10 protein-coding genes and 1 pseudogene are annotated in these 19,734 nt (G+C 64.7%); 3 read left to right on the forward strand and 8 right to left on the reverse strand.

The features are described 5' to 3' along the window. The first annotated feature begins 35 nt into the window (after positions 1-35). Entirely contained in the window at positions 36-10,580 is a 10,545-nt protein-coding gene (locus G6N20_RS15420; RefSeq protein ID WP_083050460.1) for a PPE domain-containing protein, read from the forward strand. Positions 10,581-10,605: 25 nt separating this feature from the next. On the opposite strand, the gene G6N20_RS15425 is transcribed toward G6N20_RS15420, so the two are convergent. From G6N20_RS15425 to G6N20_RS20685, 8 genes and pseudogenes are all read right to left on the reverse strand, one after another. Next, complete coding sequence (locus G6N20_RS15425) at positions 10,606-10,995, reverse strand: heat shock protein transcriptional repressor HspR (protein ID WP_083050458.1); 390 nt, start codon at positions 10,993-10,995, stop codon at positions 10,606-10,608. After that, on the reverse strand, positions 10,996-12,165 hold the full coding sequence (gene dnaJ, locus G6N20_RS15430; RefSeq protein ID WP_083050456.1) for a molecular chaperone DnaJ: 1,170 nt from the start codon (positions 12,163-12,165) through the stop codon (positions 10,996-10,998). A 55-nt stretch (positions 12,166-12,220) separates the two neighbouring features. After that, the gene (gene grpE, locus G6N20_RS15435; RefSeq protein WP_083050453.1) at positions 12,221-12,919 is read right to left on the reverse strand and encodes a nucleotide exchange factor GrpE; all 699 of its coding nucleotides are present in this window, start codon (positions 12,917-12,919) and stop codon (positions 12,221-12,223) included. Further along, positions 12,916-14,781, reverse strand: a complete 1,866-nt coding sequence (dnaK, locus tag G6N20_RS15440; RefSeq protein ID WP_083050450.1) for a molecular chaperone DnaK — start codon at positions 14,779-14,781, stop codon at positions 12,916-12,918. The genes grpE and dnaK overlap by 4 nt, the downstream gene beginning before the upstream one ends. A 207-nt stretch (positions 14,782-14,988) precedes the next feature. Then, positions 14,989-15,647: pseudogene (locus G6N20_RS15445) on the reverse strand (hypothetical protein). Between the two features lie 2 nt (positions 15,648-15,649). Next, a complete protein-coding gene (locus G6N20_RS15450) occupies positions 15,650-16,303 on the reverse strand; it encodes a transcriptional regulator (protein WP_083050447.1) in 654 nt (217 codons plus the stop codon). 2 nt (positions 16,304-16,305) lie between these two features. Continuing rightward, complete coding sequence (locus G6N20_RS15455) at positions 16,306-17,109, reverse strand: TIGR04255 family protein (protein WP_083050444.1); 804 nt, start codon at positions 17,107-17,109, stop codon at positions 16,306-16,308. A 271-nt stretch (positions 17,110-17,380) separates the two neighbouring features. Next, positions 17,381-17,545 (reverse strand): hypothetical protein, encoded by a 165-nt coding sequence (locus tag G6N20_RS20685; protein ID WP_179961480.1) that lies wholly within the window; start codon positions 17,543-17,545, stop codon positions 17,381-17,383. A gap of 26 nt (positions 17,546-17,571) precedes the next feature. On the opposite strand from G6N20_RS20685, the gene G6N20_RS20690 reads away from it, so the two are divergent. Both G6N20_RS20690 and G6N20_RS15465 read left to right on the forward strand, forming a co-directional pair. Further along, positions 17,572-18,012: a PIN domain-containing protein gene (locus tag G6N20_RS20690; protein ID WP_179961481.1), complete on the forward strand. Its 441-nt coding sequence runs from the start codon at positions 17,572-17,574 to the stop codon at positions 18,010-18,012. Positions 18,013-18,312: 300 nt separating this feature from the next. Then, entirely contained in the window at positions 18,313-19,734 is a 1,422-nt protein-coding gene (locus G6N20_RS15465; RefSeq protein ID WP_083050441.1) for an amino acid permease, read from the forward strand.

Consider the following 19,734-nt stretch of genomic DNA (forward strand, 5'->3'; position numbering starts at 1 on the left):
CGGGTGGTGGCCAGGGTTCCAGTTAGGGACAGACGATGAGTTTTGCGGTACTTCCCCCGGAGATCAATTCGGCGCGGCTGTACCTGGGCGCCGGTTTGGGACCGATGCTGGACGCGGCGGGCGCCTGGCAAGGGCTGGCCAGCGAGTTGGGTTCGGCCGCAACCGCATTCTCGTCGGTGACCGCGGGGCTGACGGGTTCGGCATGGCAGGGGGCGGCGGCAGCGGCGATGGCGGGCGCGGCGGCGCCCTATTTGGGGTGGCTGACCGCGGCGGCCGCCCAGGCTGAGCGGACGGCCACCCAGGCCCGGTTGGCGGCGGCCGCGTTCGAGGCGGCGCTGGCGGCGACGGTGCCTCCGGAGATCATCTCCGCCAACCGCGCCCAGTTTGTGCAGCTGGTGTTTACGAATTGGCTCGGACAGAATGCCCCGGCGATCGCGGCGGCCGAGAGTCTCTACGAGCAGATGTGGGCCCAGGACGTGGCCGCGATGTTTGCGTACCGCGCCGGGGCCGCGGCCGCCGTTTCCGGGTTGACTCCGTTCACCCAGCCGCTGCAGGGCCTGGCAGCTGCGATCCCGGCGAGCGCGGCCGCCGCCGCGACCACCTTCCGCAACCTGGGCGTGGCGAACATCGGTCAGGGCAACGTCGGCAACGCCAACGTCGGCGACTTCAACGTTGGCTCCGGAAACCGCGGCAGCGGCAACATCGGCAGCGGCAACATCGGCAGCTCAAACGTCGGGTTCGGCAACGTCGGCCCGGCGTTGACGGCGGCCCTGGGCAACATCGGCTTCGGCAACACCGGCAGCAACAACATCGGCTTCGGCAACACCGGCAACAACAACATCGGCTTCGGCAACACCGGCGACAACAACATCGGTATCGGACTGACCGGCAACAACCAGCAGGGCTTCGGCGGCTGGAACTCGGGCGCCGGCAACGTCGGCCTGTTCAACTCGGGCACCGACAACGTCGGCATCGGCAACTCGGGCACCGGCAACTTCGGCATCGGCAACTCGGGTAACAGCTACAACACCGGCATCGGCAACTCGGGTGACGCCAACACCGGCTTTTTCAACTCCGGCATCGCCAACACCGGCATCGGTAACTCGGGCAGCTACAACACCGGCAGCTACAACCCGGGCGACAGCAACACCGGCGGCTTCAACCAGGGCAAGTACAACACCGGCTACCTCAACAGCGGCAACTACAACACCGGCCTTGCCAATACCGGCAATGTCAACACCGGCGCATTCATCGGCGGCAACTTCAGTAACGGCTTCTTGTGGCGGGGCGATTTCCAGGGCCTGATTTTCGGGAGCCCGGGCTTTGGGAACTCCACCACCATCCCGTCGTCGGGCTTCTTCAACAGCGGCGCCGGCAGCGCGTCGGGCTTCGTCAACTCCGGCGCCAACAATTCCGGCTTCTTCAACTCGTCCTTGGGGGCCGTCGGCAACTCGGGCCTGGGGAACACCGGCGTGCTGCAATCGGGGCTGATCAACTCGGGCAACACCATCTCGGGCGCCCTCAACACGAGCTTGGTGGCCATCACGACGCCGGCCTTTATCTCCGGTCTGTTTAACACCGGAAGCAACATGTCGGGATTCTTCGGCGGCCCAGCGACCTTTAACCTGGGCCTCGCTAACCGGGGCGCCGTTAACATTCTTGCCAACGCGAACATCGGCAGCTACAACATTCTCGGCAGCGGAAACGTCGGCAGCTACAACATTCTTGGTAGCGGAAATATCGGCAGCGGCAACATTCTCGGCAGCGGCAACGTCGGCAGCAATAATTTCGGCAGCGGCAACGTCGGCAGCAACAATTTCGGCAGCGGCAATATCGGAATATTTAACGTCGGTTCCGGCAACCTGGGCAGCTACAACATCGGCCCCGGAAACCTGGGCGACTACAACATCGGCTTCGGGAACGCGGGCAACTACAACCAGGGTTTTGCCAACACCGGCAACAACAACATCGGGTTCGCCAACACCGGCAGCAACAGCTTCGGCATCGGGCTCACCGGCGATGGCCAGGTCGGCATCGGTGCGCTGAACTCGGGCATCGGCAACAGCGGGCTGTTCAACTCGGGCAGCAACAACATCGGGTTGTTCAACGCGGGCACCGGCAATGTCGGCATCGGCAACTCCGGCACCGGGAACATGGGGCTGCTCAACGCCGGCGTCGGCAACTGGGGCTTCGAGAACCCGGGCACCGGAAACACGGGCCTGCTCAACGCGGGCGCCTACAACACCGGCTGGGCCAACGTGGGCACCGTCAACACCGGCTGGGCCAACCCGGGCAGCCACAACACCGGTGGCTTCAACGTGGGCGACACCAACACCGGCAACTTCAACATCGGCGACACCAACTCGGGCAGCTACAACCCGGGCAACATCAACACCGGCTTCTTCAACACCGGCAACGTCAACACCGGCCTGCTCAACTCGGGCAATTTCAACAACGGCTTCTCCCAGTCGCTTGACAACCAGGGCCAGATCGGCATCGACCTGTCGTTCACCACCCCCTACATCCCGATCAACTACCAGATGATCATGCCGGTACATGAGGTCAGGATCTTCGACAGCATGCCGATCCCGATCACCATGGCTGGGGTGGTTTTCCCCCAGACCTTCTACCTGGGCGGCTTGTTCTTCTTCGGCCCCGTCGTGCTCGGTGGTTCCACACTTTTTACTCCGACGGTGACGCTCACCATCGGCGGACCGACGGTCACCCTGCCCATCACCGTTGTCGGCGCCCTGGAAAGCCGCGAAATCGTATTCCTCAGAATCCCGGCCGCCCCGGGGTTCGGAAACACCACCACCAACCCCTCATCGGGCTTCTTCAACTCCGGCACCGGTGGCACGTCTGGCTTCCAGAACTTCGGCAGTGGCAGCTCGGGCATCTGGAACAGCGGCGTGCCGGGCGCGTTTGGAACCTCAGGCTTCCAGAACTTCGGCTCGCTGCAATCGGGCTGGGCGAACCTGGGCAACACCATTTCCGGCTTCTACAACACCAGCACGGCGAATCTCGCGACCCCCGCCAATGTCTCGGGCCTCTACAACATCGGCACCGACCTGGCCGGCGTTTTCCAGAGTAATTCCGGGACGATCTTCAACCTGGGGCTTGCCGACCTTGGCCGGTTGAACGTGGGCAGCGGAAACATCGGCGACTTCAACGTCGGCAGCGGCAACGTCGGCAGCTTCAACATTTTCTCCGGAAACCAGGGCGTCTACAATCTCGGCCCCGGAAACCTGGGCAACTACAACGTCGGTTTCGGAAACCTGGGCAGCTACAACATCGGCCTGGGGAATTTGGGCGACTACAACCAGGGCTTCGGCAACACCGGCAGCAACAACATCGGCTTCGGCAACACCGGCGACAACAACATCGGCATCGGGCTGACCGGTACCAACCAGCAAGGCTTTGGCGGCTGGAACTCGGGCACCGGCAACATCGGCCTGTTCAACTCCGGCACCAACAACATCGGCATCGGCAACTCGGGCACCGGAAACTGGGGCATCGGCAACACCGGCAACCTCAACACCGGCATCGGCAACACCGGCAGCCTCAACACGGGCCTGTTCAACACCGGCAACGTCAACACCGGCGTCGCCAACGCCGGCAACTACAACACCGGCAACTACAACACCGGCGACTTCAACACCGGCGTCGCCAACCGCGGTGACTACAACACCGGCGGCTACAACACCGGCGACTACAGCACCGGCCTTGCCAACCAGGGCGACATTGCCACCGGGGCCTTCATCACCGGCGACATGGGCAACGGCTTCATGTGGCGCGGCGATCAGCAGGGCCTATGGGGCGCCGGCTACCGGCTCCATGTTCCCGAGATTCCCGCGCACGTGACCGTGGAGGTTCCCCTCAATATCCCCATCACCGCCAGCTTCACCAACACCGTCTACAGCGGCATCACCCTGCACGACGTCCACTTCGGTTTCACCATCGAGATCGGGCCGATCCCCCTGGCCGAGGGCGTGATCAACTCCGTCACCCTGCCGCCGATCACAGCGACCGGTCCAGCGATTTCATTCAACATCGGCGCCACCGACGGTACGACAAAGATATCGATCCCCGCCACGGCCAGCATCGGCCCGGTCGACTGGACGCCGGTCAACATCCCGGCGGCCACCGGTTTCTTCAACGCCACCACCGGCGCGTCCTCGGGCTTCTTCAACGGCGGCCCCGGAACCGTGTCGGGCATTGGCAACATCGGCGCAAACATCTCGGGGTTCCAGAACGTCGCGACCAACGGCGCCTCCGGCGTCAACAACTACGGCTCGCTGCAGTCGGGTCTGGCGAACCTGGGCAACACCGTTTCGGGCGTTTACAACACCGGCATCGGGACGCCGGCCAACGTGTCGGGTATCTCCAACGTCGGCAGCAATCTCGCGGGCGCCTTCTTCAGCCAGGTGCCGCCGCCGGGAATGTCGACGTTCAACGTGGGCTTGGGCAACGTCGGCCACAACAACGTCGGCTTCGGCAACGTCGGAAACAACAACGTCGGCTTCGGCAACGTCGGAGACAACAACGTCGGCTTCGCAAACCTCGGCAGCTTCAACATCGGCAGCGGCAACACCGGCAACTACAACGTCGGCCCCGGGAACCTGGGCGACTACAACATCGGCCTGGGGAACCTGGGCACCTACAACATCGGCTTCGGCAACTTCGGCAACTACAACCAGGGCTTGGGCAACGCTGGAGACTTCAACCAGGGCCTGGCGAACACCGGCGACAACAACGTCGGCACCGGACTGACCGGTGACAACCTGCAAGGCTTCGGCGACTGGAACTCCGGCACCGGAAACAGCGGCCTGCTCAACTCGGGCACCAACAACGTCGGCTTGTTCAACTCGGGCACCGGAAACATCGGCATCGGGAACTCCGGCACCGGAAACTTCGGCATCGGCAACACCGGCAACACCAACACCGGACTGTTCAACACCGGCGCCATCAACACCGGTTTGTTCAACCCCGGCAACGTCAACACCGGCATCGGCAACACGGGTCACTACAACACCGGCAGCTTCAACGCGGGCGGCTTCAACACCGGCGGCTTCAACCCGGCCGCCTACAACACCGGCTGGTTGAACACCGGCGACTACAACACCGGCTTCGCCAACTCCGGCAACGTCAACACCGGCGCCTTCAACGGCGGCAACTACAACAACGGCTTCCTGTGGCGCGGCGACAACCAGGGCCAGTGGGGCACCAGCTACACCATGTCCATTCCGGACACCGCCATCCCGGTGAACGTGCGGGTGCCGATCTTCCTGGACATCCCGATCAGCGGCACGCTGGGCACCATCACCGTGCTGAGCTTCAACGTTCCAAGTGTCACCGTCGAAGCAACTCTGGTTGGCATCGGTGTCAAGCTCGTCAAGGTCAACGGATTCACCATCCCGAACATCTCGATTAACCTTCCCGCGATAGGTCTCAACATCGGCGCCGGCCCCGGGCCGCTCATCGACATCGTCGGCAGCGGCGGCCTGCTGCCCATCAAGATCCCGATCGTGGACATCCCGGCCGCCCCGGGCTTCGGGAACCAGACGGGCATGCCGTCGTCGGGCTTCCTCAACTCCGGTCCCGGCACGGTGTCGGGCTTCGGCAACGTCGGCAGCAACAGTTCCGGCTTCTTCAACCTCGCCTCGGGCGCCTCCGGAATTTCGGGCTACAAGAACCTCGGCGACCTGGTCTCCGGCGTGTCCAACCTCGGCAACACCGTCTCGGGCTTCCTCAACACCAGCACGCTGGGCCTGGCGACGCCGGCCAATGTGTCGGGTGCTGGGAACATCGGCGGCAACATCGCCGGTCTGGTCAACAACAACCCGAACTTCAACTTGGGCTTCGCCAACATCGGCACCGCAAACCTCGGCTCCGGCAACCTCGGCGACTTCAACGTCGGCTTCGGCAATATCGGCAACTCGAACGTCGGCGGCGGCAACGTCGGCAGCTTCAACGTCTTCTCCGGGAACCAGGGCATCTACAACGTCGGGCCGGCAAACCTGGGCAGCTACAACCTCGGCCTGGGCAACCTGGGCAGCTACAACATCGGCCTAGCGAACCTGGGCGACTACAACCAGGGCTTCGCCAACGTCGGCAGCAACAACATCGGCTTCGGCAACACCGGCAACAACAACATCGGCATCGGGCTCACCGGCAACGGCCAGCAAGGTTTCGGCGGCTGGAACTCCGGCAGCGGCAACACCGGCCTGTTCAACTCGGGCACCAACAACATCGGCTTGTTCAACTCGGGCACCGGCAACGTCGGCATCGGAAACTCGGGCACCGGCAACACCGGCATCGGCAACCCGGGCATCGGCAACACCGGCATCGGCAACGTGGGCACTGGAAACTGGGGTCTGTGGAACACCGGCACCGCCAACACCGGCCTCGCCAACCCGGGCGACTACAACACCGGCGCCTACAACACCGGAAGCACGAACACCGGCCTCGCCAACCCGGGCGACTACAACACCGGCGCCTACAACACCGGAAACTCCAACACCGGCAGCTTCAACCAGGGCGCCTTCAACACCGGCCACTTCAACACCGGTGACTTCAACACCGGCCTGGGGAACTCGGGCGACGTCAACACCGGCGCCTTCAACGCGGGCAACTTCAACAACGGCATCTTGTGGCGAGGCGATTACCAGGGACTGTGGGGCACTCACGCCGAAATCGGCATTCCGCAGTTCCCCATCCTGAACTTCGACATCAACATTCCCATCAACATCCCCATTCACCTCGACCTGGGCGTCCTCGCCCTCAACGGCTTCAGCTTCCCGAGGATCACCATCAACGCCCTCGGTATCACCAACTTCGGCATCGGGCCCATCACCATTCCAAGGATCACCGGCACCCTGCCGGTGATCGATGTCACCATCGGCTCGCCGACCACCTCGATACCGATCCACATCCGCAGCGGCCTCGGCCCCATCAGGGTCGTGCTGCTCGACATCCCGCCGGCCCCCGGCTTTGGCAACTCGACCACCGGCCCGTCGTCGGGCTTCTTCAACACCGGCACCGGCACCGCGTCCGGTTTCGCAAACGTCGGCAGCAATTCGGGCTTGTGGAACAGCACCGTGGCGGCCGTCGGAAACTCCGGTATGCAGAACTTCGGCTCGCTGCAGTCGGGCTGGGCGAACCTGGGCAACACCGTCTCGGGCATCTACAACACCAGCACGGCCAACCTGTCGACCCCGGCCAACGGCTCGGGCCTGTACAACCTCGGCACCAACCTGGCCGGCCTGTTCCGCGGCCCGGACGGAACCGTGATCCTCAACGCCGGCCTGGCCGACCTTGGCCGGTGGAACGTGGGCAGCGCCAACATCGGCGATGTCAACCTCGGCAGCGGCAACCTGGGCAGCGGAAACGTCGGCGTCGGCAACGTCGGCAGCTCCAACGTCGGGGCCGGCAACATCGGCAGCGGCAACATCGGGTTCGGCAACGCCGGGCCCGGGCTGACGGCGGCGCTGGGCAACATCGGCATCGGCAACACCGGCCACTTCAACGTCGGCTTCGGCAACACCGGCGACGGCAACATCGGCTTCGGCAACACCGGCAACGGCAACATCGGCATCGGGCTCACCGGCGACGGCCAGGTCGGGCTTGGTCCGTTGAACTTCGGCGTCGCCAACATGGGCCTGTTCAACCTGGGCGACAACAACATCGGCCTGGCCAACGCCGGAAACTTCAACCAGGGGTTCGCCAACACCGGCAACAACAACATCGGCCTGTTCAACACCGGCAACGGCAACGTCGGCGTCGGGCTCACCGGCGACGGCCAATCCGGGTTCAGCTCGCTGAACTCCGGCGCCGGCAACACCGGGTTCTTCAACTCGGGCACCGGCAACACCGGGTTGTTCAACTCCGGCACCGGCAACATCGGCCTGTTCAACTCGGGCACCGGCAACGTCGGCATCGGCAACATGGGCAGCGGCGGCTTCGGCATCGGCCTGTCCGGCAACAACCAGATCGGCCTCGGCGGCACCAACTCGGGCAGCTTCAACGTCGGCCTGTTCAACTCGGGCACCGGCAACGTCGGCATCGGCAACTCGGGGACCGGGAACTGGGGCATCGGCAACTCCGGCACCGGCAACACCGGCATCGGCAACACCGGTACCTGGAACTCGGGCCTGTTCAACGCCGGCACCTTCAACACCGGCCTGGGCAACCCGGGCGACTTCAACACGGGCTTCTTCAACATCGGCAACTTCAACACCGGCATCGCCAACCTGGGCGACTTCAACACCGGCTCGCACAACACCGGCGACTACAACACCGGGATGGCCAACTCCGGTGACTTTGGCACCGGCGGCTACATCACCGGCGACATGAACAACGGCTTCTTCTGGCGCGCCGATCGACAGGGCCTATTGGCGGCCAACTACACCATCACGGTCGAGAGGGTTCCGGCGTTCCTGACTGTCGACGTCCCGGTGTATGTCCCGATCACCGTCAGCATCACCCCCGTGTCCATCCCCGCGGTCACCATTCCCGTGTTCGACGCCCGAGGCTCACTCGACTTGGTCCTGTACAAGGGCACGGTCATCAGCACCTGGGGCCCCATCAACCTGCACGGCGGCAACCAAATTGCCCCCTCGGACACGCCCATCACGATCAACTTTGGGGCCACACCGCCGGCACCCGCGGTGATGACCTTCCACATCGGCAATCCCCCGCCCTACGGTCCGTTCAACCCGCAAACCGTGATCAGCATCGTCGGCACCGCCGGCGCCGGTCCCGCGTACCTGCCGCTCATCGACCTGGCGCCGCAGCCGGGCTTCTTCAACGCCACCACCGGCCCGTCGTCGGGCTTCCTCAACTGGGGTCCCGGCAGCGCATCGGGTTTGCAGAACTTCGGCAACAACTCCGGCTTCTACAACGTCGCCACCGGGATCGTCGGAAACTCGGGCTTCCAGAACTACGGGTCGATGCAATCCGGGCTGGCCAACCTCGGCAACACCATCTCGGGTTGGCTCAACACGGGCACCGCGGTGCCGGCCACCGTCTCGGGCTTCAGCAACATCGGCACCAACCTGGCCGGGTGGTTCCAGAACGGCCCGGATGCGACGACCTTCAACGTGGGCTTGGCCAACGCCGGGTACTGGAACCTGGGCAGCGCCGATCTCGGCATCTACAACCTGGGCAGCGGAAACGTCGGCAGCTACAACCTGGGCAACGGCAACATCGGCAGCTTCAACATCGGCAGCGGCAACGTCGGCAGCTCCAACTTCGGCAGCGGCAACGTCGGCAGCGGAAACTGGGGCTTCGGCAACGTCGGCCCGGCGATGACGGCGGCCCTGGGTAACATCGGTTTCGGCAACACCGGCAGCTTCAACATCGGTTTCGGCAACACCGGCACCAACAACATCGGTTTCGGCAACACCGGCGACGGCAACATCGGTATCGGGCTCACCGGCAACGCACAAACCGGGTTCGGCGGCTGGAACTCCGGTACCGGCAACGTGGGTCTGTTCAACTCCGGCACCAACAACGTCGGTATCGGCAACTCGGGCACCGGGAACTGGGGCATCGGAAACTCCGGCGAATACAACACTGGCATCGGCAATACCGGCAGCACCAACTCCGGCTTGTTCAACACCGGCATGGTCAACACCGGCATCGGCAACGCGGGCAACGTCAACACCGGCCTGTACAACACCGGCAACACCAACACGGGCAGCTTCAACCCCGGTGACTACAACACCGGCGGCTTCAACACCGGCGACTACAACACCGGCTACTTCAACAGCGGAAACTCCAACACCGGCATCGGAAACTCCGGCGACGTCGACACCGGTTTCTTCATCTCCGGCAGCTACAGCAACGGCTTCCTGTGGCGAGGCGACTACCAGGGCCTGGGCGGGTTCGCCTATCAGACCACCATTCCCGAAATCCCGTGGGATTACAGCGTTGTGGGCGACATCGAGATACCGGTCACGGGCACCATCAACGCCGTCACCCAGGACATGTTCACGCTGGCCAGATTCCCGATAGACATCGACATCCAAATCACCATCTGCATCATCTACATCCCGTTCGTCGGGTGCGTGCTGCACGGCACCACCCCGCCAATCCACGTCAAGACCGAACACATCGGCCCCTACGAGATCGATCCGAGCGTGCTCAACCCGGAAACCCCGCTGCAAATGGTGATCTCGCAACCCATCAACTTCCCCGGCGCGGGCACGGTGGGCCCGTTCACCTTCGGCTTCGGCTGGCAGCAAAGCCCGGGATTCTTCAATACCAGCACTACCCCGTCGTCGGGCTTCTTCAACTCCGGCGCCGGCGGCGCATCGGGCTTCCTCAACGCCGCCAACGGCGCCGTGTCGGGCGTCGGCAACGTGTTCACCGAGACCTCCGGCCTGTTCAACGCCGGCGGCGTGGGGAACTCGGGCTTCCAAAACTTCGGCACCCTGGAATCGGGCTGGGCGAACCTGGGCAACTTCATGTCGGGCTTCTACAACACCAGCATCCTGAACCTGATGACGGCGGCGTTCGTCTCCGGCGTCGGCAACGTCGGCAGCCAACTCTCCGGCATCCTGCAGCACAACGCGCCGTAGCGGCCGCGCCGGCCGCGTCGTGCGGTCAGCGGGGTTTGCGCGGTTGCCAGACGACGACGGCCGTGCTCTTGGGTACCACCGCGACCTCGCGGCGCTGGTTGGCGCGCAACACCGCCAACTCCTCGGCCATCTCCTGCAGCCGCGCCTGCAGCGCCTCGACCTGATTGGTCAGCTCGATGATGCGCTTGATGCCGGCGAGGTTGACTCCCTCATCCTGTGAGAGCCGCTGCACCTGGCGCAGCAGCTCGACGTCGTGCAGTGAATAGCGTCGCCCACCACCGGACGTGCGCCGGGGGCTGACCAGGCCCAGCCGGTCGTAGGTGCGCAGCGTCTGCGCATGCATACCGGCCAGCTCGGCGGCCACCGAGATGAGAAACGTGCGGGCTTCCTCTTTCTTCTTGGGGTTCTTAGCCATCTAGCGATTACCCGCCCATCCGGCCCTGGGGTTGAACCCGCTGGCACGCTCGGCCGCCGCGTAGGCCTCCAACGCCTCCCGGGCGGCGCCTTCCAGGTTCGGCGGGACCGCCACCTTCACGGTGACCAGCAAATCGCCGCTACCGCCACCGCGTTTGGGCACACCTCGTCCGCGCACCCGCAATATGCGGCCGTCGGCGGTGCCTTTCGGCACCCGCACGCCCACCGTGCCGTCCAGTGTGGGCACCGAAAGCGTTGAGCCCAAAGCCAATTCGGTAAAGCTGACCGGAACGGTCACGGTGAGGTCGTCGCCGTCGCGGCCGAAGATCTTGTCCGGCCGCACATGCACCGTCACATACAGGTCGCCCGAGGGAGCCCCCCGCAACCCGGCTTCGCCCTGCCCGGCCAGCCGGATCCGCTGCCCGTCCTCCACACCGGGCGGGATCCGCACATTGATGGTGCGGGTGCGGGTGGTGACGCCGGTGCCCTTGCACTGCTCACAGGGGTGTTCGATGATCGAGCCGCTGCCCCGGCACTCGGTACAGGGCTCGGAAAAGCCGAATGCGCCCTGATTGCGGTTGATCACGCCCGAACCGTTGCAGGCGGGACACACCTTCGGGCTGGTGCCCGGACGTGCGCCGCTGCCGTGGCAGTTGGTGCACGGCGCCGGACTGGTCAGCCGCAGCGGCATCGCCACGCCCTTGGCGGCCTCCACGAAATCCAGCTCGGTCTCGGTCTCCAGGTCGTTGCCGCGGCGCGGCCGGCTGGGACGAGGACTGGCGCCGCGCCCGAACAAGCCGCCGAACAGGTCGCCGATGTTGGTGCCCCCGCTTCGGCTGGCGGCGTCGAACAGATCGTTGAGGTTGAACTCGACGCCGTCCCCGGCCGCCCCGAAGCCGCGGAAGCCGCCCGGATCGAACCGGCGGCCGCCCCCGAAGCCACCGGCAAACAGCCGACGGGTCTCGTCGTACTCCTTCTTCTTGGTCTCGTCCGACAACACGCTGTACGCCTCGGACACGGCCTTGAACCGCTCGGCGCCGGCGGGGTTCTTGTCCGGATGAAACTCCGACGCCAACTTGCGGTACGCCTTTTTGATCTGCTCGTCGGTGGCATCGGAGGGGACGCCGAGCTCCTTATAGAAGTCCTTCTCAACCCATTCACGTTGGGCCATCCCGCGTCACCTCCTCACCTGTCCCGTGGTGTCGTCCGTCCCGTGGCCTCCGTCCCTATGATTCTGTGTTCTGCTCCTCGGAGTTCGCGGTGTCGCCGGGGGTATCGGGCGTATCGGGCGTATCAGATGGGGCGATCACCTCGGCGGCCTCGATATCGGCGGTGCCGTCGTCCTCGACGGTGTCGACCACGGCCACCAATGCGTTCCGCAGCACCTGCTCGCCCAGCTGATATCCCCGTCGCATGACCGTGCCGATCACCGGCTTGGAGTCCTGGCCGCCTTCGCCCTCGTGGTGCACGGCCTCGTGGAGCAGGGGGTCGAAATCCTCGCCCTCGGCGCCGAACGGCTTCAGCCCGAGGCCGGTCAGAGCCTTCATCAGCTTGTCGGCGACCAGCTTGAGCGGCCCAGAGTCCAGATCTCCGTGCTTGCGCGCGCGGTCGAGATCGTCCAGCACGTGCAGCAATTCGCTGACCACACTGGCCTTGGCCCGTTCCGCCGCGGCCTGCTGGTCGCGCAACGCCCGTTTGCGGTAGTTGGCGAAGTCGGCCTGCACCCGTTGCAGGTCGGCGGTCAGCTCGGCGACCTTGTCCGCCAGCGCGGAGTCGGCGCTGGGCGCCGATTTTGCGGGACCCGCCGGGGCGGCCGTCCCTGTTGGCGCTGCGCCGGCAGGGACGTGCCGCACTTCACCGGTCTCCGGATCGATCCGCCGCTTATCGGTGACCGTTACCTGTTCCTGTGGATTGCCTTCTGTCACTTGGCCTCCCGGTCGTCGTCGACCACCTCCGCGTCCACCACATCGTCGGCCGAGCCCGCCGGGCCGCCACCGGGATGGGCGGCGCCCGCGGCGTCAGCCGCGGCCTGAGTGGCCTCATAGATCGCCTGGCCAAGCGCCTGAGACTCCTTGCCCAGCTTCTCCATCGCCGCCTTGATCGCGGTGATGTCGGTGCCGCCCAGTGCCGTCTTGGCATTGGCCACCGCGGCGTCGACCTTATTCAGCGTGTCCTCGGGCACCTTGGAGCCACCCTCGGCTTCACGTTGCTCCTTGACGAACTTCTCCGTCTGGTAGACCAGGGTCTCGGCCTGGTTGCGGACGTCGGCCTCCTCGCGACGCTTGCGGTCCTCCTCGGCGTGCGCCTCGGCATCCTTGATCATCCGGTCGATCTCCTCCTTGGACAGGCCCGAGCCCTCCTGGATCCGGATGGTGTTCTCCTTGCCGGTGCCCTTGTCCTTGGCCGTGACGTGCACGATGCCGTTGGCGTCGATGTCGAAGGTGACCTCGATCTGCGGGATGCCGCGGGGCGCCGGCGGGATGCCGGTCAGCTCGAAGGAGCCGAGCAGCTTGTTGTGCGCGGCGATTTCGCGCTCACCCTGATACACCTGGATCTGCACCGACGGCTGGTTGTCGTCGGCGGTGGTGAAGGTCTCCGACCGTTTGGTCGGGATGGTGGTGTTGCGCTCGATGAGCCTGGTCATCACGCCACCCTTGGTCTCGATACCCAAGCTCAGCGGCGTAACATCAAGCAGCAGAACGTCTTTCACCTCACCTTTGAGCACACCGGCCTGCAGTGCCGCGCCCACCGCGACAACCTCGTCGGGGTTGACGCCCTTGTTGGGCTCCTTGCCTCCGGTGAGCTCCTTGACCAGGTCGGTCACCGCGGGCATCCGGGTGGATCCACCCACCAGCACCACGTGGTCGATGTCGGACACCGAGATGCCGGTGTCGGCGATCACCGACTGGAACGGCTTGCGGGTGCGGTCCAGCAAATCCTGAGTGATGCGCTGGAACTCCGCCCGGGTCAGCTGCTCGTCGAGGAACAACGGGTTCTTGTCGGCGTCGACGGTGATGTAGGGCAGGTTGATCGACGTGCTCTGGCTCGAGCTCAGCTCGATCTTGGCCTTCTCGGCGGCCTCGCGCAGCCGCTGCATGGCCATCTTGTCCTTGGTCAGGTCGATTCCGCTGGTGCCCTTGAACTTGTCCACCAGCCAGTTGACGATGCGGTCGTCCCAGTCATCGCCGCCGAGGTGGTTGTCACCGCTGGTGGCACGGACCTCGACCACACCCTCGCCGATCTCCAGCAGCGAGACGTCGAAGGTGCCGCCGCCCAGGTCGAAGACCAGGATGGTCTGTTCCTTCTCGCCCTTGTCCAGCCCGTAGGCCAGCGCCGCCGCGGTCGGCTCGTTGACGATGCGCAGCACGTTCATGCCCGCGATCTGGCCGGCGTCCTTGGTGGCCTGACGCTGGGCATCGTTGAAGTAGGCGGGCGTGGTGATCACCGCGTCGGTGATGTCCTCACCGAGGTAGGCCTCGGCGTCCCGCTTCAGTTTCATCAGGATCCGCGCGCTGATCTCCGGGGCGGTGTATTTCTTGCCGTCGACCTCGATGGACCAGTCGCTGCCCATGTGCCGCTTGACCGAGCGCACGGTGCGGTCGACGTTGGTCACCGCCTGGTTCTTGGCGGGCTGTCCGGTCAGCACCTCGCCATTGCGCGCGAACGCGACGATTGACGGAGTGGTCCGTGAGCCCTCGGAGTTGGCGACGACGACCGGATCGCCACCCTCTAGAACGCAGACGACGGAGTTGGTGGTCCCGAGGTCGATCCCGACCGCACGAGCCATGGTGATTCCTCCTGAGTATGTAGAGCTTCGTTACCTGCACTATGCTGAGTCAACCCCGCTCAAGCCTGCCCCTGACGGCGCCGGCCTGTCAACCTAGGATTGAGTCTGGCCGACTCAACTTGCTGCCCATGCTAACGGCGGGCACCGACGTCTTGTTCCCGGGGGCGAGCTGGGAAGATGCACCGGGTGTGGGGCCTACGCAGTTGCTCAGTCCGCCAGCTTGACCGACTTTCTGTGAGAACGCGCTTCTCGACGTATTGAACTGGCGTGCTGACGGTCGCTGAGCAGCGCCCGCCGAGTGCGGTCGCTGATTCTTTCATCCAGCCAGGAGGCGCACTCGTGTTCGGCTGACTGCGGGTCGGCCCCGTCGTCGACGCGATCTGTCACCCGCTCCTCGATCAGTCTGCCTCATCGAACGGGCCGATGGTGCTGTCGGAGTAGGTGTGCGTGGGCACGGCGTGCCGGGTGCTGTGGTACACCCACCGTTGCATGAGCAAGTTGACGCCTGACTGGCTGAGCACCGCGATCCGCTCACAGGTCGGAAGCGTTGGTGAATCGATGAGTTCAAGATTGATGAAGTCCGCCGAGTGATCCTGACCGTCGATGAGCTTCGGAAGCGGCATCGTGCCGAACGGGGCTCTAGCCCAGTTGGAACGTAGCGAGTCGGGTCTTACGGGAGCGACCAGCAGTCGCGGATGGAGGTCAACGCCGTGCCGCAGCGCGCATGGGTGCTGGAGGATCATCACCATGCGACCATCGCCGAGTCGGTAGATGTCGCCCGTGAACGTCGGTCTGTGTTCTCCGACATCCTCAAGGCGGGCAAGGTATATCGACTCTGGGTCGTCGGGCGTCTCCAGCTCTGTCACGGTTACTGCTTGGGTCTGATTGAGATCACGCCGTCCTCGGCTGCGTAGGATTCGAAAACGTTGTCTACAACGGTCTCTCGCCAGTCCGGATCGATCTCGTTCAGTACGTACTCGACCGTGCCGTCCCCGGTGTGGGTACTGGCCAGCGCCAATACGAGGTCATATCGACCTCGCTCCAGGAGGTCCATTCGGGTGATTCCCACCCCGTCTTGGATCGGCATTTCCAGCCAGGAGGCGGGCTCGTCGATGAATCGGTCCGAGAGCATGTCGATAAGGGCGAGCAGACGGGCGATCTTTAACCGGTTCCCGCCGGTAACTCCAGCCCCCTTGCGCCATTTGGTGATTGCGGGCACGCTCACTCCCACAACGCGTGCGATGTCCCGCCAGGCAAAGCCGTAGTCCGCGAGCTGCTCAAGCGCATGCATGGGTGCGCACCGAGCCCGCTCGACGGTCTTGGACTCCAGCTCGGCCATGTGCGCCTTCCGCCGCGTGTCGCGGACTTGCCCGTGGAGTTCCGTGAATTGGCGGTAGTTGACATCGGCGCGGTCGAACACCGAGGTCGATGGGGTGGTTTCGGGCAGCTTGTCGAGGCGGTAGTCACCGTTGCCAGAGGTGGCGTCGTCGCGGAGATTCGAGCAGGAGAACGAAATGGTCATGGTCAGTCCTGTCCAGGTTGTTGCAGCACCTTTGTGCGGAGCTCGGAAGTTATCAGCGATTCGAACAGTGGGCCGATGGGCGTGTGGAGCCTTTCGGCGACCTCGTCCACCAGGGGGGCGTCGAGCGCTGGGATGCCCTTGTGCGGATCGCTCCACGCGCTGTCGATATCGATGAGAAAGAAATCTCCTTCTGCCGGAGGTTCTTTCAACCGCTGGAGAAACGGGGTCGACTGGATGACCGCGCCGCGCGCAGCGGCGTACCTCAGTGTCAAGGAGTCGCCGGGCTCGGGGCCGTCGCACTGAATCACGTGCTGTTGCGCGGTGGTGGTGAGTTTGAGATCGGCAAGCTGTGTCCCAGGCCCGAGGAGACTTTCCGTCACCCAGTACGCCCAGCCGGATGGCTCCGCCAGCGGTGCCCGAATCTCGTTGATGTAGCGCAGACCGATCCGAATGCAGCCATCGACTGGAGCCGCGTCCTGGCGGGCTGCGACCATCGCGTGAACGATGGACCGAAACTCCTCCCAGCCGGGGTAGTCGGTGACTTCGAGGGTCATGGCGTCGGGGCGAAAGGTGATCGCGGTGCGGCGATCTCGGGCGACGAGCTTCTTCTGTGAGTGTGCGGTGTGTTCGCCCGTTTCCAGGTTGACCTGCCGCACCTCCTCCCGTTCAAGGATGGGAGTCCATCGCGCCAGCGCCTCCTTCAGGATGGAGATGGCAGATGGCGCCGGCGGCTCGGTCGGCGGGTGGCGCAGTTCAATCAATACCAGAGCAAGAGGATCATTCGGGTACTTCGGATGGGCCGTCACAACATCATGATAACCAGAACGATAACCAAAAGTGATACCCCTGGGCCGCCTCGTCACCGCGCTGTAGGCGCGCAGGCGCGGGATGCGACCGGGTGCGCATAACGTGTTGCGACTTGCCCCGCCTCTTGAGGAACCCCCTCAGCTGAAGTCCCTCAGCGTCCTGGCGATCGGGCTTCGGTGTCGCACTGGTGTTACACTGCCTTTCGTGCCCACAAAACGTCGCCGACATGCGATCACCGAGACACCGCCCGTGCAGGCGGCCTTGGACGAACTACGTCGCGAGCTGGGCACGGATCGCGTTGAGCTCGGCGAGCTCGTCGTCCTCGGCGCCGCCACAAAGCTCGCGTCGATCCGCGCCGAGCGTGATAGCGATGCCAGGCTTCGGCGGCGGCTGGCCGACCGAGTACGATCGCGCAGCCTTCCGGTCGACGTCCATGCCGCAGAACTCGCACGTCGGACCGGATGGGCGCGCAGCTGAGCGTTCAGCTGCTGCTGGACAATTCGGCCTTCGTCCGGCTGGCTTCACCGGCATTGCGGGAGCGGCGATCGCAGGAGATCGCTGACGCGCTCGAGCAGCGCCTCATCGGCGTGTGCCTGCCATTCCTGCTCGAGGCGGGGTACTCGGCACGCAGCGCGGATGATCACGATGAACTGCTGCGCGAGCTGATGGCGCTGCCGATGCTGCACATCGACACCGAGGTCGAGCGGCGAGCGGTCGACGCGCAACGTCAACTCGCCCGCGCTGGGCACCATCGCCTTCCGCCAGTCGATCTCATGATCGCCGCGCTGGCGGATCGGCACCGCGTCGGAGTGCTGCACTACGACAGCGACTACGACGTCCTCGCCACCAGGACGGACCTTCGCTTCGCCAGCATCTGGCTGGCCAGGCGCGGCAGCCTTTGACCAGGCGTCCTTAAGTACCAGTGCATCCGCTCTGTTTGCTGCTTGTCGGTGTGCCGCGTCCCCGCGCATGCGGCCAGTTGGGCAAGGCGGTCGTCGTCTTCCGAACCCCCGACGCCGCGTCCCCGCGCATACGGCCAGTTGTGGCAGCACGGCGTGCGCGGCACGCACCCGTGCGGCCTGTGTGTTTCCGGGTGGCTTGACCCGAACTTGTGGCGCGGCCGTGCGCTAGCCTGACACCCAGTCCGTTCCCGGGTTTGCCGGTGTCGCGGCGTTGATGTAGGCCACGGCGTTAGGAGCTCGATGCCACCGGTGAACACCGCAGCCGAGCGGCTCAGCCGCGAGGACGCGGGCTATCACAAGGACCTGCATAACCGCCAGCTGCAAATGATCGCGCTCGGCGGCGCCATCGGGACCGGGCTCTTCCTGGGCGCCGGGGGGCGGCTCGCGGCGGCCGGACCCGGTCTGTTCTTGGTCTATGGCATCTGCGGCATCTTCGTCTTCCTAATCCTGCGCGCGCTCGGCGAACTGGTGCTGCACCGCCCGTCGTCGGGATCGTTCGTGTCCTATGCCCGCGAATTCTTCGGCGAGAAAGTCGCTTTCGCCGCGGGCTGGATGTACTTCCTGAACTGGGCGATGACCGGGATCGTGGACACCACCGCGATCGCGCACTACTGCCATTACTGGAAAACGTTCCAGTTCATCCCGCAGTGGACGCTGGCGTTGATCGCGTTGGTGATCGTGGTGTCGATGAACCTGATCTCGGTCAAGCTCTTCGGTGAGCTCGAGTTCTGGGCCGCGTTGATCAAAGTGTTGGCGCTGGCGATCTTCCTGATTGTCGGCACGGTCTTTCTGGCCGGGCGCTTCAAGGTCGAGGGTCAAGAGACCGGGGTGTCACTGTGGGCCAGCCATGGGGGGCTGTTGCCGGCCGGCCTGCTGCCGCTGGTGCTGGTCACCGCCGGGGTGGTGTTCGCCTACGCCGCGGTCGAGCTGGTCGGCATCGCGGCCGGGGAAACCGCCGATCCGGAAAGGATCATGCCGCGCGCGATCAACTCGGTGGTGTTCCGGATCGCGGTCTTCTATATCGGGTCGACGGCGCTGCTGGCCTTGCTGCTCCCCTACACCGCCTACCGAGAACACGTCAGCCCGTTCGTGACCTTCTTTTCCAAGGTCGGCTTCGAAGGGGCCGGCAGCCTGATGAACCTGGTGGTGCTCACCGCGGCGCTGTCCAGCCTGAACGCCGGACTGTATTCCACCGGCCGGATCCTGCGGTCGATGGCGATCAACGGCAGCGGCCCCAAGTTCACCGCGCCGCTATCGAAAAACGGTGTGCCGTATGGCGGGATCCTGTTGACCGGTGCGATCGGTCTGTTCGGCATCGTGCTCAACGCCATCAAACCCAGCCAGGCCTTCGAGATCGTGCTGCACATCGCCGCGACGGGCGTCATCGTGGCCTGGGCGACGATCGTGGCGTGCCAGCTGCAGCTGCTTCGGATGGCCAAGGCTGGCAAGGTACAGCGGCCGAGGTTCAGGATGCCGCTGTCGCCCTACAGCGGTTACCTCACGCTGGCCTTCCTGGCGGGTGTGCTGATCCTCATGCTGTTCGACGAGGTCTACGGTCGCTGGATGCTCGCCGCGATGCTGATCGGCATCCCCTGCCTGATCGGCGGCTGGTATGTGGTGCGTGCCCGCGTGACCGCCGTCGAAGCGGAGCCACGGGACTGA

The organism is Mycobacterium shinjukuense (assembly GCF_010730055.1).
In the GTDB taxonomy this organism is placed as follows: Bacteria; Actinomycetota; Actinomycetes; order Mycobacteriales; family Mycobacteriaceae; genus Mycobacterium; species Mycobacterium shinjukuense.

Bases quoted from the DNA above. Each gene is read 5' to 3' on its own strand.
- G6N20_RS15425 (WP_083050458.1), bottom strand. From the start codon at position 10,995: ATGGCTAAGAACCCCAAGAAGAAAGAGGAAGCCCGCACGTTTCTCATC.
- dnaK (WP_083050450.1), bottom strand. From the start codon at position 14,781: ATGGCTCGTGCGGTCGGGATCGACCTCGGGACCACCAACTCCGTCGTC.
- G6N20_RS15450 (WP_083050447.1), bottom strand. From the start codon at position 16,303: ATGACCATTTCGTTCTCCTGCTCGAATCTCCGCGACGACGCCACCTCT.
- G6N20_RS20685 (WP_179961480.1), bottom strand. From the start codon at position 17,545: ATGGACGTCGACCGGAAGGCTGCGCGATCGTACTCGGTCGGCCAGCCG.
- G6N20_RS15465 (WP_083050441.1), top strand. From the start codon at position 18,313: ATGCCACCGGTGAACACCGCAGCCGAGCGGCTCAGCCGCGAGGACGCG.
- dnaJ (WP_083050456.1), bottom strand. From the start codon at position 12,165: ATGGCCCAACGTGAATGGGTTGAGAAGGACTTCTATAAGGAGCTCGGC.
- G6N20_RS20690 (WP_179961481.1), top strand. From the start codon at position 17,572: ATGGGCGCGCAGCTGAGCGTTCAGCTGCTGCTGGACAATTCGGCCTTC.
- G6N20_RS15420 (WP_083050460.1), top strand. From the start codon at position 36: ATGAGTTTTGCGGTACTTCCCCCGGAGATCAATTCGGCGCGGCTGTAC.